This is a genomic window from Pandoraea cepalis (genome assembly GCF_902459625.1).
In the GTDB taxonomy this organism is placed as follows: Bacteria; Pseudomonadota; Gammaproteobacteria; order Burkholderiales; family Burkholderiaceae; genus Pandoraea; species Pandoraea cepalis.
The window spans coordinates 788,317-812,696 of the sequence record NZ_CABPRY010000001.1; the positions used below are offsets into that span (position 1 = coordinate 788,317).

Sequence of the window (24,380 nt, forward strand, 5' to 3'; positions counted from 1 at the left end):
AGCCAGGAAGCTTGCGGATCGACATGCGGGGTGGGCGCGCGCAGGAACCTGGAGACTCCCATGAGCAGTTTGTCGAAGACGGCCCTCTCGATGCTGGACCTGGTGCCGGTGCGTGCCGGCGGCACGGTGGCCGATGCCCTGAAACAATCCACGGAACTGGCGCAGCACGTTGAACGCTTGGGCTTCACGCGGTTCTGGCTGGCCGAACACCACAACATGGACGGCATCGCGAGTTCGGCGACGGCGCTGTTGATCGGTCACGTTGCGGGCAAGACGTCGCGTATTAGGGTGGGGTCGGGCGGTGTGATGTTGCCGAACCACCCGCCGTTGGTCGTTGCCGAGAACTTTGGCACGCTCGCCGCGCTGTATCCGGGACGTGTCGATCTGGGCTTGGGGCGCGCACCTGGTGCAGACCAGGCCACCATGCGCGCGCTGCGTCGCGACCGATTGTCCGATGGCGACGATTTCCCCGAGCAGGTCGCCGAATTGCGCGCGCTGCTTGCGCCCGCGCAGCCCGGACAGCGACTTGTCGCAACGCCCGGCGCGGGCAGCGATATTCCGGTGTGGTTGCTGGGCTCGTCGTTGTTTTCCGCGCAACTCGCGGCGCATTTGGGGCTACCGTATGCGTTCGCGTCGCACTTCGCCCCGCGGTTTTTGTTCGACGCACTTCGGCTTTACCGCGAGCGATTCCGTCCCTCGGCAGCGTTGGATAAGCCCTACGTGATGGTGGGCGTGCCAGTCGTGGCCGCGCCCACGGACGAGGAAGCGGCATTTCTCGCAACGTCCGCGCAGCAGAAGATTTTGGCGCTCATGCGCGGGCAAAGCCTGAAATTACAGCCGCCCGTGAACGATATGGACGCGCGCTGGGATCCGGCCGAACGGCACTCGGTGGAAGCGTTCCTCGGCGTGGCCGTGGTGGGTGGCCCCGAGCGGGTGCGGGCTGGTCTGTCCGATCTGGTCGAGCGCACGCAGGCCGACGAGCTGATGCTCGTCACCGACATCTACGATCCCGCGCTGCGCCTGCGCTCGTGCGATATCGTCGCGTCCGTCTGCAAGTCATGACGATACGCAGCGCGTCGTGAGGATTGGCGAAGGAGGGGGGGGCAACGATCACGCCCGCTGTCCTCCGCCTGATCCTGCCCCGTCAGCGAAAGCGGCCGATGGAGAAGGGCGAGAGGTCGATGGCGGGCCGCTCGCCGGACACCAGCGCTGCAATCGTGCGTCCCGTCGAGGCGGCGGCGGTCAGACCTACGTGGCCATGGCCGAATGCATAGAAAGCGTTCGGCACCTTCGACGCCGCGCCCAGTACCGGCAGCGAATCGGGCGTGCTCGGTCGGAATCCTTGCCAGCGCGCACCGTCGACCGATTGTGTCGGCTTCGTCCCGTTCACTGCGCCGGGGAACATCTTGTGCAACTGATTGAGCAGCAGATCGGCGCGCCGCCAGTTCGGTGAGGCTTGCAGACCGGCCAGTTCGACCGTGCCCGCACCGCGAAGACGGCCGTTCATCGGTGTGGCGAACAGCTTGCCTTCAGCCCACATGACGGGACGTGAGGGCATCTCGTGCGGCGTCGGAATTTCCACGTGATAGCCGCGCTCGGTGTCGAAGACAACGGTGTCGCCCAATTGGCGCACGAGCGGTGCGGACCATGCACCGGCCGCGATCACCACGGCGCTTGCGCCTTCGCGGCCCCGGTCGGTGTGCACGGCCACGGCCTGCGCGCCATTGGTCTCGATGGCGGTGGCGGCAGCATCGACAACGCGCCCGCCCCGCGCGACCACTTGCGCCGTCAAGCGCGCCAACAGCGCGCCGGGATCAGGCGTGTGGCCGGTCTCGCCGATGTAGCGGGCACCGACGAAGTCATGCGATAGCGTGGGCTCGAACTCGCGCAATGCGCTCGCATCCAGCGTTTCGATGTGCACGCCGTTGTCGCGGCGCAGCGCCATTCCGCCTTCGTCGCCCGTCATACCCTTCTGACTGGAATAGGCGATGAGATAGCCGCGACGCGTGACGAGATCGTTTGCGCCCGCATCGTCAAGCAACGGTTGATAGGCGTCGAGCGCAGGGCCGAGCAGTGCGCGCAACGCGCGCGCCTGCGCGGTGACACGTGCGGGCTGACTGGCGGCGACGAAGCGCATCAGCCATGGCACCATGCGCGGAAGGTACCCCCAACGCAGCACCAACGGACCATCCGGTTGCATCAACCAGCCGGGTACCTGCCACAGCACGCCGGGCATGGCGATGGGCACGACCGACGAGCCATTGATGCAGCCCGCATTGCCAAGCGACGCCGCCTGGCGTGCCGATTGCCGGTCGACGATCACCACCGCGTGTCCGGCGCGTTGAAGATACGCGGCCGTACATACGCCGACCAAACCGCCCCCGATAACGACGACGGGACGTGAATCATTCATGAAGCCGCCCTGCGAAAGCACGAAAGCACCTAGTGTACCGGGTTAAGTACGTACCCCTGAACGCCTTAAAAATTCAGGCGTGAGTTCAGATCATTTCCAACGGACGCTTTCGCGACGGCGCTTCGAACTGATGATCGAGTCGTAATAGTTCCTCGGCCGTCAGATCGATGTCATGGGCAGCACGATTGGCGCGTACGTGAGCGTCCGTGCTCGCCTTGGGAATGGCGACGGCGCCCGGGCGGCTCAGCACCCAGGCAAGCGCAACCTGCAGCGGTGCGACATGGCGCGCGGCGGCGATGTCGCCGAGTGCGCCTTTTGCCGGCAGCCGTCCCTGTTCGATCGGCGAATACGCCATCATCGGCAGACCGCGCGCCGCCAGCCACGGGACAAGGTCATACTCGGGACCGCGCCGCGAAAGGTTGTACAGCACCTGATCGGTCGCACACTGGTCGCCGCCGGGCAGTTCGAACAAGTCTTCCATGTCGTCCGTATCGAAATTGCTCACGCCCCAGTGCCGGATCTTGCCCGCTTCACGCAATGCTTCGAAGCCGGCAATCGTGTCTTCGAGCGGGACGTCGCCGCGCCAGTGCAGCAGGTAGAGGTCGAGGCGATCGGTGCGCAGGCGTTCCAGACTCCGCTCGCAAGCGGCGATCACGCCACGTCGCGAGGCATTGTGCGGGTAGACCTTGCTCACGAGAAATACTTCATCGCGCAGTCCGTCTAGCGCTTCGCCCACTAGACGCTCAGTCGCCCCTTCACCATACATTTCGGCCGTGTCGACGAGCGTCATGCCCAGCGAGACGCCCAGTTGCAACGCCGCGATCTCCTCGCGACGCCGCTCCGGTTTCTCGCCCATCATCCAAGTGCCCTGGCCGAGTACCGGCACGGTGTCGCCCTGGGGCAGCGCGATTTTTCGCATGGTCTGTCCTCCGTAATCCTGGTCACCATTATCGGCCGGCAAGTCGAGCGATGACCAGTGCCGTGAGGGCTTCACGCAACACTTTGCGGTGTCGTCCGATCGTTTGACTCGGACTCGCCTGAAGCATCGTTCGGAAATTGCCGCTTTTGCATTTGTGCACCGATTCTCTCGGATAGTTCACAGCCCTATCGTCGCACTGCCGCGATAAGCTCATTTCACCGATGTACATGGCGATTGTTGCTCCGCAGCGAGACGGCTCGGTGATGGCTCCCGTCGTGTGCATCGGACCTGTGAGGACAGAAGGGTTCGTAAGAATAGGGGGCGAGCGTTCCGGGCAAAAAGAAAGCCCCGCGAGCGGGGCTTAAAGGCCGACCGAGCGTGCGTCGGCCAAGGAGGTTCATCGCAGCGCGGCGCGAACATCGAGTGGGGGCGCGCTTCAGACGTATTGTCGGCATAGTCGATCTGCCTATGGGAAGGAGGATTCCGAATGTCTGGGGGAACGTTGGGTAACAAATGTGACAATTGGCGATCTTTTCTTGTCGCGGGACGAACGCGATAATGGGGGACCCCAATCTTGAGGAACTCCCCAGATGGATAACACGATCAAGTTCCGCTCGCGCGGTTCATCGCTCTTGCCCGGTGAGCGGTACGCGCCGCCCTCGGTTTTCTTTCACTGGGTGATCGCATTGCTGATTGTGATCGCCTATGCCGCCGTCATCATCAAAGGCTATTTGCCGAGAGGGAGTGCGCCACGTGCGTTATCACTCACGATCCACGAATGGGCCGCGCTCGCGGTGTTGGTGCTGGCTGTGCCGCGCTTGCTCATTCGATTGATCAAGGGCGCGCCGGCGGCGCTGCCAGGCCAAGCGTGGTGGGCGCGAGCCGGGTCGTCTGCCGCGCATCTGCTGCTCTATCTGTTCATGTTTGCGCAGCCGGTGCTGGGCTATCTGACGCTCAATGCCCAGGGGCATCCGCTCACGATTCCGGGGCTGGATATCGCGCTGCCGCAGTTCATTGCGAAAGACGAACAGACGGGCCGCTCGATCAAGGAGATTCACGAGACGATCGGCAACGCGTTCTATTGGGTGATCGGGTTCCATGCGTTGGCGGCGCTGTGGCACCACTACTTCCGTCGCGACGATACGTTGCGACGCATGCTTTAAAAGGGATTTGCCGTCACCCGCTCTTAGGGGACATTGCGCGGCGCCTCCCCGGGCGCCGCGTGTGTGCGGGTGCGGTGCTGCCCAGCAAGGCATGGGCGAGCGCGCTGGCCGTTTGTAATGGCCCTCGCGTTTCGGCGTGTGGCCCGAACGTTTCTCTTGCGCGCCCGCCGGGGTATCAGAACGTCACGCCCAGCCCCACGCCAACGATCAACGGATCGATGTGGAGCGTACCCAGGTCGGTGCCGCCAAGCGCGGTATCCGTCTTCATCCAGAGCTTCTTGATATCGATGTTGACGAACAGATGCTTGGTCATTTGAACGTCCACGCCCGCTTGAAGCGCCGGCCCGACGCTGTGGTTCGTGATCGAGATCGGCGTGCCGCCCGCGTGCAGGTTGCTGTTCCAGAAGCGCGAGTAGTTGACGCCTGCGCCAACGTACGGTCGTACCTTGCCCGCGTGATTGAAGTGGTATTGAAGCAGCAGCGTCGGCGGCAATACGTTCACGCTGCCGAGGTTCCCGATGCTGGACGTCAGTTGATGACGTGACATGCCAAGAATCAGTTCAACACCGACGTTGTCGAGAATCATGTAGCTGAAATCCAGCTCCGGCACGATGGCGTTGTTCACGCTCACCCCCAGTGTTGGCAACACGCTGCCGCTTGCATGCGAGTCCGGCAAAATGCCGATGACGCGAACGCGTGCGAGGATGTCGCCGGCGTAAATCCCTTGCGAGCTGTCTTTGATGAAGCCGAAGGGTTTGGCTGACTCGACCGGGAGGGTGTCGGTCGTTTGTGACGTTGCCTGTGCCGCCGCGAATGGGCTGAAGACGGCGGCACAGCTGGCGAATGCTGCGGCGATGGCCGTAGCGCCAAGAGAGAGCTTCATGGTGGTTTCCATAGTCGTGAGTGAGCCCGACCGATGGTAGAAGCCGCCTCCCGTGGCGAACTTGATGCGCGTCAAGTGCGGGAGAACGCACGGGCGCTGTGCGACAAAGCGTCGCGGCGCCGAGCGGCGTTGGGACGCAATCAGTCGCGAGGCAGCAACACGACCGTGAGGGAACGCACGCCCTGGGCACCTTGAATCAGCACGCCTTCGATATCGGCCGTTGCGGACGGTCCGGTGACGAGGACCGCGTAACGCGCCGACGCAAAGTCTGGCAATCGATAGATGTCCTGCAGGCCATCGACGATGTCGCGTGGGTCGAGCAACACCACGAGATGCTGCACGAGATAGCCGAGCGCGTTCACTCCGTACTCCTGCTCGGAGAGCCAGACGGAGCCGGTCTCCGCGACGCCGAAGCGCGCACGCACGATGGCGACGTCGACGTCATGCAGCGACGCCGGCGCGCGCGTGAGGTCGAGCGGTGCCGCCGTAGTGGCTTGCGCTGTCGCGGTGACGGGCGTCACGCCGGGAAACCGCTCGGCAAGCCACGCGGGCAGTTCATGCGCGTGGTCGAGCGTCGCGAGTTTGCCGCCCATCGCAACAAGGTTCAGGCCGAAGCGCTCGCACCGGTCGCCCTCGGGTGTCTCGAAGACAGGCAGTACGGGCAAGGGAAACGGTTCGTACGCCCCGTCGACAGTCCGTTCGTCATCACGCAGCGACACGCGCTGCGCGGCGCGCACGCGCACGAGAAATTCATTGCGGGACGTGCTCATGGCGTCTCCTTGCCTGTCGTGTCGCGCGATGTTCGATGGGCGTCGTACCAGTCGCGGAAGGTCTGGGTGGGGGCGTCGGGCAGGTCGCGCCCCTTGCCCCACGTGTTGAGGGGGTTGTAGAGCACCAGGTTCGGCAGTCGGTGCAGGGCGACGTTCATCGATTTGATCGATGTGCGATACAGCACCGGATTGGCGAGCAGCTTGCCGGCGACCTTGATCAGGCTGCGCTTGACGCGGGGCAATTCACCTTCCTGCGCCACGATCTGTCGCCACTTGTACAACTGCTCGTGAATATTGATGCGCACCGGGCAGACGTTGGTGCAGCTGCCATTCATCGTCGATGCGAACGGCAGCGCGCTGTAGCGCTTGAGGTCGGAGGCGGGATTGAGAATGGCGCCGATCGGCCCTGCATAAGTGCTGCCGTACGACAGGCCACTGCTGCGTCGGTAGACCGGACACGTATTCATGCAGGCCCCGCAGCGAATGCATTTGAGTGAGTACCAGAAGTCGTCCATCGCGAGACGCGCCGAGCGGCCGTTGTCGACGATGACGAAGTGCATCTCCGTACCCGGACGCGGCGCGCGAAAGTGCGACGTGTATTGGGTGATGGGCGACCCGAGGGCACTGCGCGACAACAAGCGAATGAACACGCCGAGGTCGGCCGTGCGCGGAATCAGCTTTTCGATGCCGATGGACACGATGTGCACCGGCGGTACGTTGGCCGACAGATCGGCATTGCCCTCGTTGGTGCACACCACGACCGTGCCCGTTTCCGCGACGGCGAAGTTGCAGCCGGTCATGCCGGCGCCCGCTTCGAGAAACGCCGGACGCGTGGTCTGACGCTGACTCTCGGCCAGATAGTGCACGTCGTCGTTGTCGGGATCGGTGCCGAGCGTGCGGCCGAACAGCTTTGCGACGTCGCCCCGCAGCTTGTGCACCGCAGGCACGACCACATGCGACGGCGGCTGCTTGTCGAGCTGCTGAATGCGCTCGCCAAGATCGGTCTCCATGACTTCGACGCCGCGCGGTTCGAGATACTCGCGCAATTCGCATTCGTCGGTGAGCATCGACTTGCTCTTGACGAGTGTCTTGACGCCATGCGCCGCGAGAATGCCGTGGACGATGGCATTGTGCGCAGCGGCGTCGAGCGCCCAATGAACCTTCACGCCATTGGCTTCGGCTTGTGTCGAGAATTGGTCGAGGTAGTCGCCCAATCGCGAGAGCGTGTGTTCCTTGATCTGCGACGCGAGCGTGCGCAGCGTTTCCCACTCGCCAATGGAGGCGGCCTGCGCGTCGCGCTTCATGCGCAGGTCCCACAGGCGCTTGTCGTGAAATGCCACGTGCGCGGTTTTCGCGAGAAATGCCTCGGCCTGTCTGGCGTGATTCACGCGCTCGGCCCGGCTCATGCCGTCACCTGCGCATGCGCCGCCGGCGCGAGGGTGTCGAGGTCAACGCCATTGAGGACTTGAGCGATATGCAGGAAGCGCATCGGTGTCTGCGCGCGTGCCGCGCAACCTTTCTGATGCATCAGGCAAGACATGTCGGCGGAGACGATGAACTGCGCGCCAGCGTCGAGGTGGTCCTGTACCTTGTCCTGCCCCATCTTGACCGAGACGGCCTGCTCGGACACGGAGAACGTGCCGCCGAAGCCGCAGCATTCGTCGGGACGACGCGGCGCCGCGAAGCGGATGCCGCGCACGCCGTCGAGCAGCGTGCGGGCCTTCGACCATGGCTCGCCGGGAATCTCGCTGGCAGACGCCGCATGCAGGTGGCGGATGGCGCTGCAACTGTTATGCAGCCCGACGGTGTACGCAAACTCGGCCCACGGAAAGTGGCGGACCTTGAGCACATCGTGGAGAAACTCGGTGAGTTCGTAGGTGTTGGCGCGAACGGCGGCCGTGCGCTCCGACTCGCCCGCTGCGCTCAGGTGCTTGCGCACGTGATGCACGCAACTCGACGACGGCGCCACGATGTAGTCGTAACCGGCGAAGTTGTCGACAAAGAGCGACTCGGCGCCCGCGGCGTCGGCTTCGCAGCCGTTGTTGGCCAAAGGCTGTCCACAACAGGTCTGACGGCGCGGGTAATCGACGCTCACGCCGAGTTTCTCCAGCAACTCCAGCGTGGCGATGCCGACTTCGGGAAACAGGGCATCGATGAAACAGGGGACGAACAAGGCCGCTTTCATGGGGTTCTCCAACAGGGGACGACACACTCGCCGTGGCGCACGATCGGCGCCGCGGCGAGTGTCTACAACGACGGCCGACTCAATGCACCAACATCCCCGTGAGCCAGTAAGCCTGCACCAGCGTCATCACACCGGCGAGCAAGACGAACATCAGGCTGTGCCAGACGGTGAAGCGGAACAGATCGGCTTCCTTGCCGATCAGGCCGGTGGCCGCGCAAGCCACCGCGATCGATTGCGGGGAAATCATCTTGGCGGTCACGCCGCCGGTGGTGTTCGCGGCCACGAGTAGCGTGTTCGACACACCGATCTGCTGCGCGGTGGTGCTTTGCAGACTCGCAAACAATGCGTTGGACGACGTATCGGAACCGGTCAGGAACACCCCCAGCCAACCGAGCAGCGGCGAGAAGAACGGGAACGCCGCGCCCGTGTGCGCGAGCAACAGCGCAAGCGTCGTCGACATGCCCGAATAGTTCATGACGAATGCAAACGCCAGCACGAGACCGATGGCCAGCACGGGCTTCTTCAGCGCCATGACGGTTTCGAAAAAGCTTTTCACACCGTCGACGGGTTTCATGCGCAGCAGGGCCATCGAGAGCAGTGCCGCAATGAAGATCGCCGTGCCCGTCGCCGAGAGGGCATCCCACTTGAAGATGGCGTCCATCGGGGTCGTCTTGGCGACGATGGGCGCGGCTTTGGACACCAGGCGGTCGAGCCCGGCCACGTGCAGCGACGGCACGGTCCACGCGAGCGGGCCTTTTGCGGCGAACAGTGCCTTGAAGGCGGGCAGGCTCCAGATCGTGACCATGGCGGTCAGGATCAGGAACGGCGACCAGGCACGCAGGACCTGGCCGGCGGAGTAGGGCGACGCCGTCGCGCTGTGTGCCGATCCGCCGCCAAGGCCACCGAACCCACCCAGCGCTGCGCTGCCGCCCGACATCGACACGCCGGAACGGGCCCGCGCGGCGGACGTCTTCGGCTGCCACACCTTCAGGAAGCTGGCGAGGCACACGAGCGAGAACAGCGACGAGATGATGTCCGGCAGTTCCGGTCCGATATAGTTCGACGAAAAGTACTGCGCGACGGCAAAACTGCCCCCCGCCACAAGCGCGGCAGGCCACGTTTCCTTGACGCCACGCTTGCCGTCCATGATGAACACGAGCCAGAACGGGACGAAGGCGGAGAGCAGCGGCAATTGGCGTCCGGCCATCGCGCCGATATGGAACGCGTCGATGCCGCTCACCTGACCCGCCACGATGATCGGAATGCCCATCGCACCGAAGGCAACGGGCGCGGTGTTGGCGATCAGGCACAGGCCTGCGGCGCGCAGCGGCTCGAAGCCGAGGCCGACGAGCAGCGCGGCGGTGATGGCCACCGGTGCGCCGAAGCCCGCCGCGCCTTCAAGAAACGCGCCGAACGAGAAACCGATCAGCAGCATCTGGAGCCGCTGGTCGTTGGTCAGCGAGACCACCGAGCTGCGAATGATGTCGAACTGTCCGGTCTTGACGACCACACGATAAAGAAAGACCGCAGTGATGATGATCCAGGCGATGGGCCACAGACCGTAAGCGAAGCCATACACGGCGGACATGGCGGCCATTCTGGCCGGCATGCCGAAGTAAGCGACGGCGATGATCAATGCGATCCCGACGGTCAGCGCGCCCGCGACATGCGCTTTCATGCGCAGTCCCGCCAGGGCGACAAAGAATACGATGATCGGTAGCGCGGCCATGAGCGCCGCGATCCATAGCGTGCCACCCGGCACGTAGTTCTGTACCCACACTTCCACTTGCGTCTCCTCGATTTGGTGATCGATTGCTATAAGGCTTGGTCAGGCGGTGTCGCCGTGCGCGCGGCCGCGTCTGAATGGCGGTTGGCACGACGGTTGGCACGGACGTGTCGTCCGGCTGACGCGATGATCGACACCCGTGAAACGTTCGGGCAAACTGGTCGTACCAGTTGCTGTGAATGCGAGCCGACAGGGCAAAATCGCGGCATAGGCAAAACACGCGCCGACGACGCACGCCGAGGCATTGAAGTGCTCGTGTGTCGCAACTTGGGTGCCGCGTCGCCATCGACGCACGCATCTGACCGATTGCAGGAGACGTCACCGTGAGCGGTCCCACTCTGACCGAGCGCATCACACGCGAACTCGAGACCCGTTTGATCGAAGGCGTATGGGCGCCAGGCGAGCGCATTCCGTCCGAGCGGGCGCTGGCGCTATCGCTGGGCGTGGCACGCTCGACGGTGCGCGCAGCGCTTCAGCGTCTCGTTGCCCGCGGCCTGCTCAAGACGCGGGCCGCGTCGGGCGTTTATGTCTCTGATCGTCTGCAGACGGGGTTGATTTCGCCTTGGCGGCAACTCGTGAGCGATCATCCGGAGTTGCGTCCGGACATGCTCGAGTTTCGCCTGATGCTGGAGGGCACCACCGCCTATCTGGCGGCCGTGCGGGCGACCGATGAAGATCTTGCGCGTCTGTCCGAACTGGTCGATGGGCTGGTCGACGCGCACGAGCGCGGCGACACGGTGCGCGAGTCGCGGCTCGACGGTGATTTTCATACGGCGCTTGCGAACGCGTCGCACAACGCCATGCTTCGACACCTGCAAGGCAGCGTGACCAAGATGCTCCACGAGCACATCTCGCTCAACAACTCGGGGTTGTTCGATCTGCGCGAGCAGGCGTCGGAAACTATCCTCGCGCACCATCTTGCACTGTGGGAGGCCATCCGTACCCGCCAGCCCGAAGCGGCGCGCCGCATCATGCGCGAGCATATCGGCTTCGTGTGGCGCAAGCTCGAACCGGACTCGCCGGTGCCGATCGTGCCTTGAGCTTGCCGGGTTCGTTTGTCGGTTTTGGTAGGATGCGGACTTTGCCACGCCATCCCCCATCGTGAAGCGCCCGATTTCGTCGCTGTTCTCGTCGCTGTTGCATGCCATCGCCCAGACGGGGCGGCATGGTCTGCGTCTCGCGCAACCCCTGAAGCCGTATGCGGCCCGTGCGTGGTTTCACGTGCGTCACCCGACACGCCGGGGCGTGCTCATCGCCGTCGCGGCGCTGCCGTGCCTGCTTGTTGCGTACACGCTGATCCTGATTCCATTCACACCGAGCATCCGCGACATCCGGCGCGCCAGGATCGACCGACCGGCGCAGGTGCTGTCGGCCGACGGCAAGCTGCTTGCCGAATTCCGGCCGGCGAACCGTGAATGGGTGCCGTTGAAAGACGTATCGCCGAACGTCGTCAAGGCACTGGTTGCGACGGAAGACCACCGCTTTTACGAGCATCATGGCATCGACCTGAAGCGTACCGCATCGGCGGCGCTGCACACGTTCTCCGGCGACCGGCAGGGCGGGTCGACCCTCACGCAGCAGCTCGCGCGCAATCTGTATCCGGACGAGATCGGCCGGGCGCCCACGCTCACGCGCAAGCTCAAGGAAGCGATCACCGCCCTGAAGATCGAAGCGCTTTACACGAAGCCCGAGATTCTCGAGACATACCTGAACACGGTGCCGTTCCTGTACAACGCGTACGGTATCGAGATGGCCGCGCGCACGTACTTCGACAAGTCGGCCGACCAGCTCGATTTGCTCGAAGCCGCCACGCTCGTCGGCATGCTCAAGGGCAACAGTTACTACAACCCGGTGATCAACCCGGAGCGTGCGCTGCAACGTCGCAATACCGTGCTTGCCCAGATGGTCAAATTCGGAGGGCTCGATGCGTCGAAGCTCCCCGCGTTGCAGAAACGCCCGCTGCGCATCAACTTCGAGCGGCAGACCGAGGAGCCCGGGCCCGCACCGCACTTTGCCCAGCAATTGCGCAAGTGGCTGATCGGCTGGGCCGATCGTCACGATTACAACATTTATTCCGACGGCCTCGTCGTGCATACGACCATCGACTCGCGCTTGCAGACGATGGCCACGCAGGCGCTCACGCATCAGGCCAATCAATTGCAGGGCATTGCCGACGCCAACTGGTCGGCACGCGGTGGCTGGCGCGACAGCGCGGCGCTGGTGCATGCGTTCGTGCGCGAATCGCCGGAGTATCGCAACGCGGTGGCGGGAGGAGAGGCGCCGGACGCGGCGATGAAGCGTCAGCTCGCCGACAAGACATTCATGCAGAATCTGCGCGCGACGAAGACCCGGGTGCAAGCGGGTTTTCTGGCGCTCGATCCGCGCACGGGTGAAATTCGCGCATGGGTCGGTAGCCGCGACTTTACGACCGATCCATTCGATCACGTTCAACAGGCGCGGCGGCAGCCGGGGTCGACATTCAAGGCATTCGTGTATGGCGCGGCGTTCGTCAAGGGCAGAACGCCGGACGACACCATCGTCGACCAGGTCGTCGAGATTCCGCTTGCGGGCGGCGAGATCTGGCGACCGAGCGACGACACCGCGCCGACCAACAAGCCCATGACGTTGCGCGACGCGCTGGCGCAGTCGCGCAACACCGTCACGGCACAACTGATGCAGGACGTGGGGCCGTCGCGCGTGGCCGGACTGGCGCGGGCGATGGGCGTGCGCGAGAGCAAGCTCGATCCGGTGCCGTCGCTGGCGCTCGGCACGAGCCCCGTCTCGCTCAAGGAGATGGTGACCGCTTACGGCACCATCGCGGACGGCGGCGAGTATCGCGAGCCGACGATGGTCACCGAGATCACGAACAGCGATGGCGATGTGCTCGCCACGTTCTCACCTGCGCGCGCCGAGCGTGCGCTTTCCGTGAACGACGACTACACACTGCTCGACACGCTGCGCAGTGTCATCAATCGTGGCACGGGCACTGCGATTCGCACACGCTTCGGCATTCGCGCCGATGTGGCGGGCAAGACCGGCACGACGCAAGACAACGCGGACGGCTGGTTCATCCTCATGCAGCCGCAGTTGGTGGCGGGGGCGTGGGTCGGTTTCAACGACAGTCGCGTGACGCTGCGCAGCGATTACTGGGGGCAGGGCGCGCATAGCGCGTTGCCGATCGTCGGCGATGTGTTTTCGCGAGCCTTGCGCTCGAAGGTGATCGATGCGAACGCGAAGTTCGAAGCACCGGATAACCACCATTGGTATAGCGACGGGTGGACGCGCGTGTCGGATTGGGTGACGGGGCTGTTCGCGAAGAAGGCCCCCGAACCGGCGCACAAGGCGAAAGCCCCGGTGAAGCGTGCGGCGCCTGCACCCGCCGCCGCGGACGCCACGCCTGCCGTCGCGAGCGATAGCGGGCCGTTGCCGGTGCCGGTCGCGTCGGCCGTGCTGGCGCAGCCGGAGTCCGGATTGCCCGCGAGCGCGCCGCATGGCGCCACAATTCCGGGCGTGCCGGGCGAGTGGAACGGCCCGGGCGCGGCGTCGTCGAACGGCACAACTACGCCCTCCGGCTCGGCGGGCGATTCGCCGTCACCGGCGACTCAGTTCGTGACGCCGGCGCACCCGTCACCCGCCGCATCGGGTCCTGCGTCGCCGTAATCCGTTCGCGGCATGGCGAGCTCTCAGGAGCGTCTGACCGACGTCCGGCGTGCGCGTCACTACACGCGTGCTGTCTCGCAGTTACAGGCCGATCGTCGCAACGACGTTCCGGCCTGATCCGGGCGTTCAGGCGGAGCGCTTCGGAATGTCGAGCCCGCGCTTCACGGCGGGCCGCGCGACGAATGCGTCGAGCGCGCGTTGCACGTGCTTGAACTGGTCGAAGCCGACCAACTCTCCTGCCTCGTAGAAGCCGACGAGATTCCGGACCCACGGGAACGTGGCGATATCGGCAATCGTGTACTCGTCGCCCATGATCCACTGGTGTGTCGCCAGACGCGCGTCAAGCACGGCTAGCAGGCGCTTCGCTTCGCTCACGTAGCGGTCGCGCGGACGCTTATCCTCGAAGTCCTTGCCCGCGAACTTGTGGAAGAATCCGACCTGACCGAACATCGGCCCCACGCCGCCCATCTGGAACATCACCCATTGCAGCGTTTCGTAACGCGCGGCCGGATCGGCGGGCAGCAGCTTGCCGGTCTTCTCGGCGAGATACCAGAGGATCGCGCCTGACTCGAACAGCGGCATCGGCTTGCCGTCGGGGCCATTGGGATCGAGGATCGCCGGAATCTTGTTGTTGGGGTTGAGCGTGAGAAACTCGAGCGAGAGTTGGTCGTCGGTCGAGAAGTTCACCAGGTGCACTTCGTAAGGCAGCCCGATTTCTTCGAGCATGATCGAGACCTTCACGCCGTTGGGCGTGGGCAGCGAATACAGTTGCAGACGCTCGGGATGCGCGGCGGGCCACTTGCGCGTGATGGGAAACTGGGACAAATCGGGGGATAGATCGGACATGAGGATCGATGCGTTCGTGTTGGAGCGACGCGCAGCGCCGCGGGACGACCAATATACCGCCAAGTCGCCAGGCTTGCCGGGCGCGGTGGCGTCGGGCTTTTCCGGTAGACTGCTCGCACTTTGACCCGTCGCGCGGAGGCTGTCTGCGCAGGCGAGACACGAAGCACCTTCCTCGGCCGGACCATGGAACTCAGGCATCTCCGATATTTCATTGCGGTGGCAGAGCAGTTGAGCGTGCGCGCGGCGTCCGAAATTCTGCATGTGACGCAACCGGCCGTCTCCCGGCAGATCCGGGATCTCGAAGAGACCATCGGGGCGGCGCTCTTCACGCGCACGGCGCGCGGCCTCGTGCTGACCGCTGCCGGAACGGCCTATCTCGCTGAAGCCCGTGACATCCTCGCCCGTGTCGAAAGCGCGAACCGTACCGCACGGCGCCTCGCGTCGGGCGTCACCGGCCGGTTACGCATCGGTTTTGTCGAGAACGCGTCCTGGGACGGTCTGGTGCCCGCCGCCTTCAATGCCTTTCAGCGCACCACGCCAGACGTGGCGCTCGAACTGATGCCGATGAACACGCCCGAACAGCTCGACGCCATCGCGGCCGGTACGCTGGACGGCGGGTTTTGTTATCGTTTCGGCGCGTTGCGCGAAGGATGCGCCGAAGTGCCCCTGCTCGAACACGATGTCGTCCTCGCGGTGCCGGCAGATTGGCCGATGGGGCGCGAGGGCGACGTGGACATCGCGTCGCTTCGCGCGCACCCCTTCGTGGCCTTTCCGCGCGCGGTTTATCCCGCGTACTACGATCGTTTGATCGCCGCATGTGCCGAGCATGGCTTGACGCTCGACATTCGTCAGGAAGTGTCGACCGAGGCGGCGATCCTGTCGCTGGTGTCTGCGGGTGTCGGGCTGGCGATCGTCAACGATGCGAACCGCGACCGGCCGCCGGCCCGCGTGCGTTTTGCCGCCATTCGCGATCTCTCGGTGCGCTTGCCGTTGGCCTTCTGCCACTCGGCCCAGCATCCGCCACAGCCCGCCCTGCAACGCTTCATCGAGCAGTTGGCCGCCGTACAGGCGGCTTGACGCTCCGACGTGCGATCGGATGCCGTGGCATCCGCCGCCACGTCGGGCGATGCGTTGGAGGCATCACCCCGGTCAATGAACGGCATTGGTCAAGCATTTTTGCGTCTGCGATAGTGAATTCATCCAAGGCATCGCCTGGCTTTTCACTCTCTCGTCATGCAAAACTCTGCGTCCCTGATTGCTTCCGATATCGACTATGAGCGCACCGGTCTCCAGACCGGCACGCTGCGCTTGCCTTATTCTCACGACCGATCCGCTTACGGGCATGTCCCGATTCCGGCCGCAGTGCTGAACGCGGGCCCGGGCACCGGCCCAACGGTGCTGCTGACCGGTGGCAATCACGGCGACGAATACGAAGGTCCGATCGCCCTGATGAAGCTGTTGCAGCGCCTGCCCACCATGTCGATTCGCGGCCGGCTGATCGTGATTCCCGCGCTGAACTATCCGGCGTTCGCGAACGGCACGCGCACGTCGCCCATCGACAAGGGCAACCTGAACCGGCTGTTCCCCGGCGCGCGCAATGGGCAGCCGACCGAGATGATCGCGCACTACGTGGAGACCGAGTTGCTGCCCCGTGCCGACGTCGTGATCGACTTGCACGCCGGCGGGGCGTCGTTCGACCACGCACCGACCTTGCTGGCCGCGCCGCCCGTCGACATCGCGCGCCGCGCTCGCTATCTGCAGTTGGTTCGCGCCTTCGGTGCCCCGTACACGATGGTCATGGATCTGCTCGGCGAAGACCGCACCTTCGGCGCCGCGGCGCAACGTCACGACAAACTATTTCTCTGCGGCGAATTTGGTGGCGGCGCGGGTTGCGACGCCGCCAACCTCGCCATTGTCGAAGCCGGTCTGCAACGCGTTCTGCGCGTGCTGGGCGTTACGTCGGAGGACGGTCCGGCACCGTCGCACGACACCCGCGTCATGGCCGTGCACGGGCCGAGGCATTACGTCTACGCGCCGCATGGCGGTGTCTTCGAGCCGGCGTTCCGGCTCGGCGACGACGTGCGCGACGGGCAACTGGCCGGGCGCCTGTTCGATCCGCACGCCCCGTGGGAGGCACCCCGCGAAATCGCCTTCCGCAGCGACGGCACGGTGATGTGCATGCGCACGTTCGCCCGAGTGGAGCCGGGCGACTGCATCGCATTGCTCGCCAGCGACAGTCCCTGGGACTGACGCGTACTGCGCCGATCGCAGCCTCCGTCATCTCGACACATTGCATGTCAAACAGGACATTCTCATGAGCGCTCAACCCGCCATCATTGCCACGCCGGCAGATGAGCAACACGGACGTGCCGGCTATTACGGTTACGTGGTGCTGCTGTTTTTCGTTTGCTTTGCGTTTTCTTATCTCGACCGTCAGGTCGTCAGCATTCTCGTGCAGCCGATCAAGCAAACGCTTGGGCTCACCGACGTGCAGATCGGTCTGATGCAAGGCATATCCTTCACCATGTGCTATGCCACGGCGGGGGTCTTCGTGGCCCGCTGGGTCGACCGCGCCAATCGCGTGAAGCTGATCGCGGCCTGTGTGGCCATCTGGGGGGCATCGACCGTGCTGTGCGGGTTTGCGACCAACTTTACGGAGCTGTTGTTCGCGCGCGCCGGGACGGCCGTGGCGGAAGCGGCACTCAGCCCTGCCGTGCTCTCGATCTTTAGCGATCTCTTCGCGCCGCGAAAGGTCACCCGCGCCAGCAGCATCTTCATGTTGGGGCCGTATGTCGGCGGCGGGCTGGCGTTGTTCGGCGGCGGCTTTCTGTTCACCCTGAGCAGCGATCACACGGTCAGTGCCTGGCTGGCGACCCAGGGGCTCACGCCGTGGCAGTCCGTTTTCGTTGCCGTCGGTCTGCCGGGCTTCCTGCTCAGCGCCCTGGTGTTCTTTACGGTGCGCGAGCCAACACGCCGCGGCCTCGGACGCGCCGGTGCCGCCGGCGAGGACGACTTGCCGTCGATGCGGGAAGTGATGCGCGAGCTCTTCGTCAGGAATCGCTTTTGCCTGCCATACTTCGCGGCGTATGTGGCGCTGATCACGCTCTTCTACGCCCATGCCGCCTGGTTTCCTGCGCTACTCATGCGCAAGTTTCAGCTCGACGCCCGGACGGTCGGCGAACTTGCGGCGCCCGCGTACATGCTGGGTGGCGTGCTCGGTGTGGTCTGTGCGGGCCTGCTCGCCGCGCGTGCGACGGATCGTAGTGCGCTGCGCCGGGTACTGGGCCTGTCCACCGGCGGCGCGGCCATGCTGATTCCTGCGGCGTTTGCGATGCCGCTGATGAGCCATAGTCTGGCGGCAGTGGTGCTTTATGGCGTGTGTGCGTTCGCCGCAAGCATCGCCATGGCGCTCGCGCCCGTTCCGCTTCAGATCGCGCTGCCGAACCGTATGCGCGGTCGCGCGATCGCGTTGCTCGTCTTCATGACGAATGCCATCAGCGGCAGTGTGGGTCCGTTTGCGGTTGGCGCGATCAACGAGCACCTTGGAAGAACGGCGAGTAGTCTGGGCACGGCGCTTGCGCTGGTGGGGACGGTCGCGGCGATTGCCAGCTTCCTTTGCTATGCGCTTGCCACGCGCCGCGCCGCGGTGGCATTGGCATCCGGTAGCGAGTGATGTGCCGGTCATTGCATGCGTTGCTTATTCTGCTGGATAACGTCCTGGAGTTCGAACATGACGCCGTCTGTCCCCGTCTTTCATGTGGGATCAGCCCGAATCACGGGCATCTTCGAGACCGCGTTTGCGTTGCCCGCGCCGCGACTGTTTCCCGATTGGGCACCCGAGGCCGGGGCTGATCTCGCGACAAGGCTCTCGCCGGCGTCGTTCGATCACTCGAATGGACGCGTCGCGTTGCAAACGCATCTCTGGATCGTGGAGTTCGACGGCTTGACGATCGTCGTCGACACCGGTATCGGCAATGGCAAGACGCGGGCCTTCAGTCCGTTGTTCGACCGCTTGTCGAATCCCGTGCTGGCGCGCCTGAGCGCGGCGGGATTTGATCGCGAACAGGTCGACTACGTGTTCAACACGCACCTCCACGTCGATCACGTTGGTTGGAACACCTTTCGCGAAGGAGAGCGCTGGGTGCCGGTATTTCCCAACGCCACGTATGTCTTCGCCCGGCGCGAGCGTGAGTTCTTTGACACCGGTCCGGGCGCCGCACGTCGAATGGTGTTCGAAGACAGCGTGTTGCCGCTGCTCGACGCCGGCCTTGTGCATGAGGTGCCCGACGGCGGTGAACAGGTGCTTGACGGCGTTCGCTTCCTGCCGACGCCAGGCCACAGTGCGGGTCACATGGCTATCTCGATCGCGTCGCAGGGGGAGACCGCGTTGTTCTCCGGCGATGTCATGCACAGCCCCGTGCAGGTCTATCGTCCCGAGTGGTGTTCGGCGTTCTGTCTCGATCCGGTTCAGGCCGACGTGTCGCGCCGCAGGCTGCTCGGTTTGGCGGCTGACGCCGGAACCACTGTGTTCCCAGCCCACTTTCCCGAGGGCTCGGCAGGCAAGGTCGTGCGCGGTGCGGCAGGGCTGTCGTGGCAGTACCTCGCCTCGGCACCCCGGTGACGAAGCACGCCGGGCAAGCTTACCGTGCAACTCGTTAAGCACGCCGCATTGAATTGAAAAAGGGACGGCGCACGCCGTCCCTTTTTCGTGGGGCTTCCAATACGGAGCAACGCTCAGCCTTGGCTCAACACCTTGGCGATGCTGTCGGCCACCACCGCCACGTTCTTCTCGTTGAGGCCCGCCACGCACATGCGGCCCGAGCGGATCAGATAGACGCCGTACGTATCACGCAGGACATCGACTTGCGTCGCCGACAGCCCCGTGTACGTGAACATGCCGCGCTGCTCGAGGTAGCGCGAGAGCATCGCCTCGGGGATATGCCCGCGCAGGCCGTCGTGAATCGCGCCCCGCATGCGCGCGATGCGCTGGCACATGGCCATGAGTTCGGCTTCCCACGACTTGCGCAGTGCCGGTGTGCTCAATACCTTGGCGACGATCTTCGCGCCGTGCGTCGGCGGGTTGCTGTAGTTTGAACGCACCGCGCTCGTGAGCTGACCGAGCACGCGATCGGCCGCTTCCGCCGACTCGCAGATGACCGACAGGCCGCCACAACGCTCGCCGTACAGCGAGAAGTTCTTCGAGAACGAGTTGGCGACGAAGGCCGGCACCCCTTGACGTGCCAGTTCACGAATCACGAACGCGTCGGCGTCCAGACCCGAGCCGAAGCCTTGATACGCCATGTCGACGAAGGGCAGCAACTCGCGCTTCTTGAGTACGTCGATCAATTGCACCCACTGCGCATCGTTCAGATCTACGCCGGTCGGGTTGTGACAGCACGCGTGCAGCAGCACCACGCTACGCGCAGGCAGCTTGTCGATGGCGTCGACCATCGCGTCGAAACGCAGGCCGCCGGTGGCTTCGTCGTAATACGGATACGTATTCACGGTGAAACCGGCACGCTCGAAGATGAAGCGATGGTTGTCCCACGTGGGATCGCTCACCCAGACCTGCGCGCCGGGGAAGTAGCGCTTGATGAAATCGGCACCCACCTTGAGCGCACCCGAGCCGCCGAGCGTCTGTACCGTAGCGATGCGACCGTCGGCGCGTGCCGGCGAGTCGTCGCCGAACACGAGCGCTTGCACGGCGTCGCGATAGGTGGCCAGCCCCGCCATCGGTAGGTACGGCTTCGGACCGACTTCGCCGAGCAACTGCGCTTCGGCCTCTCGCACGGCCTGCATGACCGGAAGGCGGCCATCGTCGTCGTAGTAGATGCCGATGCTCAGGTTGACCTTGTTGGTACGGGGATCCTTGGCGAAATTCTCGTTGAGCGAGAGGATCGGGTCACCGGGATAGGCATCGATATGTTCGAACATGGCGGTTCCTGGAAAAACGAGAGAAAGTCGGTGGAGTGCGGGCGCCGGGCCGCCGGACCGTCTGTTCGGTCCCGGCGGCCCGGACTGCGCCAAGAAGTTGATGATACCGCTAGTGAGGTGTCGCCGGGTATGCCCCCGGGCGGTTGGCGCCCGAGGCGCTGCGACCGGCTGGCGCCGGTGGTCGTCGGCCTTGGGCGGGGGACCTCAGCGTGCCGCCCTGGCCTGAATCGGGGCTACGCGGTGTGTTTTCTGACGCACCAGATAGCCGATGCCGAGCGCGACCAGCCACACCGGGATCAGGTAGACCGAAATGCGCAGGTCCGGAATCAGGTACATCACGACCAGAATGCCGCCGAGGAACGCCAGGCACAGGTAGTTCGTGAGCGGGTAGCCGAGGCTCTTGAACAGCGTTGTCTCGCCCGCGCGCGCCTTGGCACGACGGAAGACCAGATGGATCACACTGATCATCGCCCAGTTGATGATCAGCGCCGACACGACCAGCCCCATCAACAGTTCGAATGCCTTGCCCGGCATGAAGTAGTTGATCACCACGCACACGGCGGTCGCGGCGGCCGAGACGCCCAGCGCCAGCAGCGGAATGCCACGACGGTTGACCTTGAGCAGCGCACGCGGCGCGTTACCTTGACCGGCCAGACCGTAGAGCATGCGGCTGTTGCAGTACACACAACTGTTGTAGACCGAGAGCGCCGCGGTCAGCACCACGGCGTTGAGCACGTTGGCAACGGCATTGCTGTTCAGTGCGTGGAAGATCAGCACGAACGGGCTGCCGCCCGATACCACCTTCTCCCACGGATACAGCGAGAGCAGCACGCCGAGCGCGCCAACGTAGAAAATCAGAATGCGGTAGATGACCTGGTTGGTCGCGCGCGGAATCGTGTGCGACGGGTTGTCCGCTTCCGCCGCCGTGATGCCGACCAGTTCCAGTCCCCCGAAGGAGAACATGATGACGGCCATCGCCATGACCAGGCCCGATACGCCGTTCGGGAAGAAACCGCCGTGTCGCCACAGGTTGGTCACGCTGGCTTCAGGGCCGGCGTTGCCGGAGAACAGCAGATAGCCGCCGAACCCGATCATGCCGACGATGGCGGCGACCTTGATGATGGAGAACCAGAATTCCATCTCGCCGTACGACTTCACGCTGGAGAGGTTGATGGCGTTGATGACGCCAAAGCACACGAGGGCCGAGACCCAGGTGGGGATGGCCGGCCACCAGTACTGGACGTAGATGCCCACGGCCGAGAGTTCGGCCATCGACACCAGCACGTAGAGCACCCAGTAGTTCCAGCCGGACACGAAGCCCGCGAAATGGCCGCAATACTTGTTGGCGAAGTAGCTGAACGAGCCGGCGACCGGCTCGTCGACGACCATTTCGCCGAGCTGGCGCATGATGAAAAACGCGACGACGCCGGCAATGGCATAGCCCAGCAGCACTGACGGACCGGCGGTCTTGATGGTTTGGGCGATGCCGAGAAAGAGGCCGGTGCCGATCGCGCCACCCAGCGCGATCAATTGGATGTGACGATTCTTCAGGCCGCGGTGGAGCGAGCCTTCTTGTGGTGCGTTGGCGGACATGTCTGTTCCTTACCCTACCTTCGTTGCCATGCGGCGCGCTTCTCTGTTTCGTCCTGTGGGCGAACGAACCGGAACCGTTGAGCCGCCACGGCGCAGCGCTTATGACGCCGTCGCCGTGTCCTTTGGGATCGTCGGCGTGTGCCGACGATCGTGTCTCCCCCGACTCAGACCTTGAGCGTACCTCGCTCGATCTGATCGCGCTCGAGCGATTCGAACAGCGCCTTGAAGTTGCCTTCGCCGAAGCCGTCGTCACCCTCGCGCTGGATGAACTCGAAGAACACCGGGCCGAGCAGCGTCTTCGAGAAGATCTGCAACAGCAGGCGCGGCTTGCCGCCTTCGGTCGTGCCGTCGAGCAGAATGCCGCGCGACTTCAGTTCGCCGATCGGCTGGCCATGACCGGGCAGACGGGTCTCGAGCGCATCGTAGTAGAAGTCGTTCGGCGCGGTCATGAGATCGACGCCGGCCATTTGCAGGTTGTCGATCACCTGGAGCAGGTTGTCGGTGAGGAACGCAATGTGCTGAATGCCTTCGCCGTTGAAGGCCATCAGGAATTCCTCGATCTGGCCGCTGCCCTTGGCGGATTCCTCGTTCAGGGGGATGCGAATTTTACCATCGGGCGCGGTCATGGCCTTGGACGTCAGGCCCGTGTATTCGCCTGAGATGTCGAAGTAGCGGATCTCGCGGAAGTTGAACAGCTTCTCGTAGAAGCTGGCCCAATAAGCCATGCGGCCGCGATAAACGTTGTGCGTCAGGTGGTCGATCAGACGCAGGCCGTGGCCGACCGGATGACGGTCGACGCCCTCGATGAATTCGAAGTCGATGTCATAGATCGACTTGCCTTCCTCGAAGCGATCGATCAGATACAGCGGCGCACCGCCGATACCCTTGATCGCGGGCAGACGCAGCTCCATCGGGCCGGTCTCGATCTCCACCGGCTGCGCACCGAGCGCCAGTGCACGGGCGTAGGCCTTGTGCGAGTCTTTCACGCGGAATGCCATGCCGCAGGCGCTCGGACCGTGCTCGGCGGCGAAGTAGGCCGCTTCGCTGTTCGGCTCGCGGTTCACGATGAAGTTGATGTCGCCCTGGCGGTACAGCACTACGTCCTTCGAACGGTGACGCGCCACCAGCGTGAAGCCCATCTGCTCGAAAATGGGTTCGAGGACGTTCGGGGTAGGCGACGCGAATTCCACGAATTCGAAGCCCATCAGTTGCATCGGGTTGTCAAACAGGTCGGCCATGATCGTCTCGGCTGGGTCAGGTGATGGATAAGGTGTCAGATTCGTCGAACGCCGGGCGACGACGGAAAGTGCAACAAAATTGCGCTTTGCCGACCGTCGGGTTGGGATCAACCGGCAGGCCCGTTCCGCTCGTCGTAATCCCTGAAATGTTGGGAAGGTGGCGCGCATATGCGACGTTTTACCGCGCTCAGTGTAAGGGGGGCACCGCAAAATAGGATTTCTTAACGGTGTTAGGGAAACCCTAGTTTATGCACTAATATTTCGGAAAATGTGTATGAGGAGAGATAAAAGTGCATGATATCGAGATCGATCGAATCGACGTCCGGTTGCTGGGGGTATTGCAGTCGCGCGGACGAATTTCGAATCTTGAGCTGGCCGAGGCGATCAAGCTGTCGCCCGCGCAGACGCTGCGGCGTCACCGGCGGCTCGAGGAGATGGGCGTCATCAAGGGCTACGACACACGGCTCGACGCGCAGCGGCTCGGCTTCGGCGTGGTCGCCTTCGTCCATGTGACGATGGAGCGCGGTCATATCCGCGACCTGTCGAACTTCAAGGCACTGGTGGCGGAGCTGGCACAGATTCAGGAGTGCTTTTCCGTGACGGGCGATATCGACTACGTGCTCAAGGTCGTGGCCCGCGATCTGAAGGCGCTGTCCGAGTTCTTGCTCGATACGCTGATGCGGATTCCCGGGGTGAGTGCCGTCAAGTCAAGCGTTTGTCTCGACGAGATCAAGTGCACCTCGGCCGTGCCGCTCACGGCCTGATGGGGCGGCGGTCTCGTGGCGTCGCCGCTCAACGGCGGCGCGTACTTGCCCACGACGGCAATCTCGCAAAGCAACACATCATGGTTGACAGTGCCTGAAACTCTGTGATTTCATGAGGGCCATGATCACCGCGCAATTCTCCCTCTCGGTACGACTACTAGCCCGCTCCACCGGGCTTGGTCCGTTGCTGCGCGCGTGCATCGTCTGAAGATTTCTCTGAAGCACC

The 24,380-nt window shown here is 64.0% G+C and carries 20 protein-coding genes; 9 read left to right on the forward strand and 11 right to left on the reverse strand.

The features are described 5' to 3' along the window. The first annotated feature begins 60 nt into the window (after nt 1-60). Nucleotides 61-1,062, forward strand: coding sequence for an LLM class flavin-dependent oxidoreductase (locus tag PCE31107_RS03620; protein WP_150562338.1), 1,002 nt, complete (start codon nt 61-63; stop codon nt 1,060-1,062). An 82-nt stretch (nt 1,063-1,144) separates the two neighbouring features. Here PCE31107_RS03620 and PCE31107_RS03625 read toward each other — a convergent pair whose 3' ends face one another. Both PCE31107_RS03625 and PCE31107_RS03630 read right to left on the reverse strand, forming a co-directional pair. Next, nucleotides 1,145-2,413, reverse strand: coding sequence for an NAD(P)/FAD-dependent oxidoreductase (locus tag PCE31107_RS03625; protein ID WP_130024844.1), 1,269 nt, complete (start codon nt 2,411-2,413; stop codon nt 1,145-1,147). Between the two features lie 85 nt (nt 2,414-2,498). Further along, a complete protein-coding gene (locus PCE31107_RS03630) occupies nt 2,499-3,332 on the reverse strand; it encodes an aldo/keto reductase (RefSeq protein WP_150606565.1) in 834 nt (277 codons plus the stop codon). 590 nt (nt 3,333-3,922) lie between these two features. On the opposite strand from PCE31107_RS03630, the gene PCE31107_RS03635 reads away from it, so the two are divergent. Then, nucleotides 3,923-4,495, forward strand: a complete 573-nt coding sequence (locus tag PCE31107_RS03635) for a cytochrome b (RefSeq protein WP_130024846.1) — start codon at nt 3,923-3,925, stop codon at nt 4,493-4,495. Nucleotides 4,496-4,670: 175 nt separating this feature from the next. Here PCE31107_RS03635 and PCE31107_RS03640 read toward each other — a convergent pair whose 3' ends face one another. From PCE31107_RS03640 to PCE31107_RS03660, 5 genes are all read right to left on the reverse strand, one after another. Then, complete coding sequence (locus tag PCE31107_RS03640) at nt 4,671-5,378, reverse strand: OmpW/AlkL family protein (protein ID WP_246181696.1); 708 nt, start codon at nt 5,376-5,378, stop codon at nt 4,671-4,673. A gap of 140 nt (nt 5,379-5,518) precedes the next feature. Further along, nucleotides 5,519-6,148: a LutC/YkgG family protein gene (locus PCE31107_RS03645; RefSeq protein ID WP_150606569.1), complete on the reverse strand. Its 630-nt coding sequence runs from the start codon at nt 6,146-6,148 to the stop codon at nt 5,519-5,521. Further along, the gene (locus PCE31107_RS03650; protein ID WP_150606571.1) at nt 6,145-7,554 is read right to left on the reverse strand and encodes a lactate utilization protein B; all 1,410 of its coding nucleotides are present in this window, start codon (nt 7,552-7,554) and stop codon (nt 6,145-6,147) included. Before PCE31107_RS03650 ends, PCE31107_RS03645 begins: the two co-directional genes overlap by 4 nt. Beyond that, complete coding sequence (locus tag PCE31107_RS03655; protein ID WP_017232548.1) at nt 7,551-8,333, reverse strand: (Fe-S)-binding protein; 783 nt, start codon at nt 8,331-8,333, stop codon at nt 7,551-7,553. The genes PCE31107_RS03650 and PCE31107_RS03655 overlap by 4 nt, the downstream gene beginning before the upstream one ends. Nucleotides 8,334-8,412: 79 nt before the next feature. Beyond that, nucleotides 8,413-10,119: a lactate permease LctP family transporter gene (locus PCE31107_RS03660; protein ID WP_150606573.1), complete on the reverse strand. Its 1,707-nt coding sequence runs from the start codon at nt 10,117-10,119 to the stop codon at nt 8,413-8,415. Nucleotides 10,120-10,442: 323 nt separating this feature from the next. On the opposite strand from PCE31107_RS03660, the gene PCE31107_RS03665 reads away from it, so the two are divergent. Continuing rightward, complete coding sequence (locus PCE31107_RS03665) at nt 10,443-11,159, forward strand: FadR/GntR family transcriptional regulator (RefSeq protein WP_150606574.1); 717 nt, start codon at nt 10,443-10,445, stop codon at nt 11,157-11,159. 97 nt (nt 11,160-11,256) lie between these two features. Then, on the forward strand, nt 11,257-13,779 hold the full coding sequence (locus tag PCE31107_RS03670; protein ID WP_425494710.1) for a penicillin-binding protein 1A: 2,523 nt from the start codon (nt 11,257-11,259) through the stop codon (nt 13,777-13,779). Between the two features lie 126 nt (nt 13,780-13,905). Here the strand turns inward: PCE31107_RS03670 and PCE31107_RS03675 are convergent, their stop codons facing one another. After that, nucleotides 13,906-14,625: a glutathione binding-like protein gene (locus PCE31107_RS03675; RefSeq protein WP_130024853.1), complete on the reverse strand. Its 720-nt coding sequence runs from the start codon at nt 14,623-14,625 to the stop codon at nt 13,906-13,908. 183 nt (nt 14,626-14,808) lie between these two features. Here PCE31107_RS03675 and PCE31107_RS03680 point away from each other — a divergent pair, with 183 nt between their 5' ends. The 4 genes from PCE31107_RS03680 to PCE31107_RS03695 all read left to right on the forward strand — a co-directional run bounded on the left by PCE31107_RS03680 (nt 14,809) and on the right by PCE31107_RS03695 (nt 19,246). Further along, nucleotides 14,809-15,702 carry a LysR family transcriptional regulator gene (locus tag PCE31107_RS03680; RefSeq protein WP_150606576.1) on the forward strand — a complete coding sequence of 298 codons (894 nt, stop codon included), beginning with the start codon at nt 14,809-14,811 and terminating at the stop codon, nt 15,700-15,702. A 156-nt stretch (nt 15,703-15,858) separates the two neighbouring features. Beyond that, entirely contained in the window at nt 15,859-16,875 is a 1,017-nt protein-coding gene (locus PCE31107_RS03685; protein ID WP_150606578.1) for a succinylglutamate desuccinylase/aspartoacylase family protein, read from the forward strand. 64 nt (nt 16,876-16,939) lie between these two features. After that, nucleotides 16,940-18,298 carry an MFS transporter gene (locus PCE31107_RS03690; protein ID WP_150606580.1) on the forward strand — a complete coding sequence of 453 codons (1,359 nt, stop codon included), beginning with the start codon at nt 16,940-16,942 and terminating at the stop codon, nt 18,296-18,298. A 57-nt stretch (nt 18,299-18,355) separates the two neighbouring features. Then, nucleotides 18,356-19,246: an MBL fold metallo-hydrolase gene (locus tag PCE31107_RS03695; RefSeq protein WP_150606582.1), complete on the forward strand. Its 891-nt coding sequence runs from the start codon at nt 18,356-18,358 to the stop codon at nt 19,244-19,246. Between the two features lie 113 nt (nt 19,247-19,359). On the opposite strand, the gene PCE31107_RS03700 is transcribed toward PCE31107_RS03695, so the two are convergent. The 3 genes from PCE31107_RS03700 to hppD form a co-directional block, all read right to left on the reverse strand. Beyond that, nucleotides 19,360-20,559 carry an amino acid aminotransferase gene (locus PCE31107_RS03700; protein ID WP_130024858.1) on the reverse strand — a complete coding sequence of 400 codons (1,200 nt, stop codon included), beginning with the start codon at nt 20,557-20,559 and terminating at the stop codon, nt 19,360-19,362. A gap of 204 nt (nt 20,560-20,763) precedes the next feature. Further along, nucleotides 20,764-22,152: an amino acid permease gene (locus tag PCE31107_RS03705; protein ID WP_130024859.1), complete on the reverse strand. Its 1,389-nt coding sequence runs from the start codon at nt 22,150-22,152 to the stop codon at nt 20,764-20,766. A gap of 164 nt (nt 22,153-22,316) precedes the next feature. Beyond that, nucleotides 22,317-23,390 (reverse strand): 4-hydroxyphenylpyruvate dioxygenase, encoded by a 1,074-nt coding sequence (gene hppD / locus PCE31107_RS03710; RefSeq protein WP_130024860.1) that lies wholly within the window; start codon nt 23,388-23,390, stop codon nt 22,317-22,319. Nucleotides 23,391-23,680: 290 nt separating this feature from the next. On the opposite strand from hppD, the gene PCE31107_RS03715 reads away from it, so the two are divergent. Beyond that, on the forward strand, nt 23,681-24,154 hold the full coding sequence (locus PCE31107_RS03715; protein WP_130024861.1) for an Lrp/AsnC family transcriptional regulator: 474 nt from the start codon (nt 23,681-23,683) through the stop codon (nt 24,152-24,154). Nucleotides 24,155-24,380: the final 226 nt, after the last annotated feature.

Excerpts from the sequence above, each read along its gene's own strand:
- hppD (WP_130024860.1), bottom strand. The coding sequence starts at position 23,390 with ATGGCCGACCTGTTTGACAACCCGATGCAACTGATGGGCTTCGAATTC.
- PCE31107_RS03695 (WP_150606582.1), top strand. The coding sequence starts at position 18,356 with ATGACGCCGTCTGTCCCCGTCTTTCATGTGGGATCAGCCCGAATCACG.
- PCE31107_RS03620 (WP_150562338.1), top strand. The coding sequence starts at position 61 with ATGAGCAGTTTGTCGAAGACGGCCCTCTCGATGCTGGACCTGGTGCCG.
- PCE31107_RS03640 (WP_246181696.1), bottom strand. The coding sequence starts at position 5,378 with ATGAAGCTCTCTCTTGGCGCTACGGCCATCGCCGCAGCATTCGCCAGC.
- PCE31107_RS03690 (WP_150606580.1), top strand. The coding sequence starts at position 16,940 with ATGAGCGCTCAACCCGCCATCATTGCCACGCCGGCAGATGAGCAACAC.
- PCE31107_RS03630 (WP_150606565.1), bottom strand. The coding sequence starts at position 3,332 with ATGCGAAAAATCGCGCTGCCCCAGGGCGACACCGTGCCGGTACTCGGC.
- PCE31107_RS03680 (WP_150606576.1), top strand. The coding sequence starts at position 14,809 with ATGGAACTCAGGCATCTCCGATATTTCATTGCGGTGGCAGAGCAGTTG.
- PCE31107_RS03700 (WP_130024858.1), bottom strand. The coding sequence starts at position 20,559 with ATGTTCGAACATATCGATGCCTATCCCGGTGACCCGATCCTCTCGCTC.
- PCE31107_RS03655 (WP_017232548.1), bottom strand. The coding sequence starts at position 8,333 with ATGAAAGCGGCCTTGTTCGTCCCCTGTTTCATCGATGCCCTGTTTCCC.
- PCE31107_RS03675 (WP_130024853.1), bottom strand. The coding sequence starts at position 14,625 with ATGTCCGATCTATCCCCCGATTTGTCCCAGTTTCCCATCACGCGCAAG.
- PCE31107_RS03645 (WP_150606569.1), bottom strand. The coding sequence starts at position 6,148 with ATGAGCACGTCCCGCAATGAATTTCTCGTGCGCGTGCGCGCCGCGCAG.
- PCE31107_RS03650 (WP_150606571.1), bottom strand. The coding sequence starts at position 7,554 with ATGAGCCGGGCCGAGCGCGTGAATCACGCCAGACAGGCCGAGGCATTT.
- PCE31107_RS03705 (WP_130024859.1), bottom strand. The coding sequence starts at position 22,152 with ATGTCCGCCAACGCACCACAAGAAGGCTCGCTCCACCGCGGCCTGAAG.
- PCE31107_RS03685 (WP_150606578.1), top strand. The coding sequence starts at position 15,859 with ATGCAAAACTCTGCGTCCCTGATTGCTTCCGATATCGACTATGAGCGC.
- PCE31107_RS03635 (WP_130024846.1), top strand. The coding sequence starts at position 3,923 with ATGGATAACACGATCAAGTTCCGCTCGCGCGGTTCATCGCTCTTGCCC.
- PCE31107_RS03625 (WP_130024844.1), bottom strand. The coding sequence starts at position 2,413 with ATGAATGATTCACGTCCCGTCGTCGTTATCGGGGGCGGTTTGGTCGGC.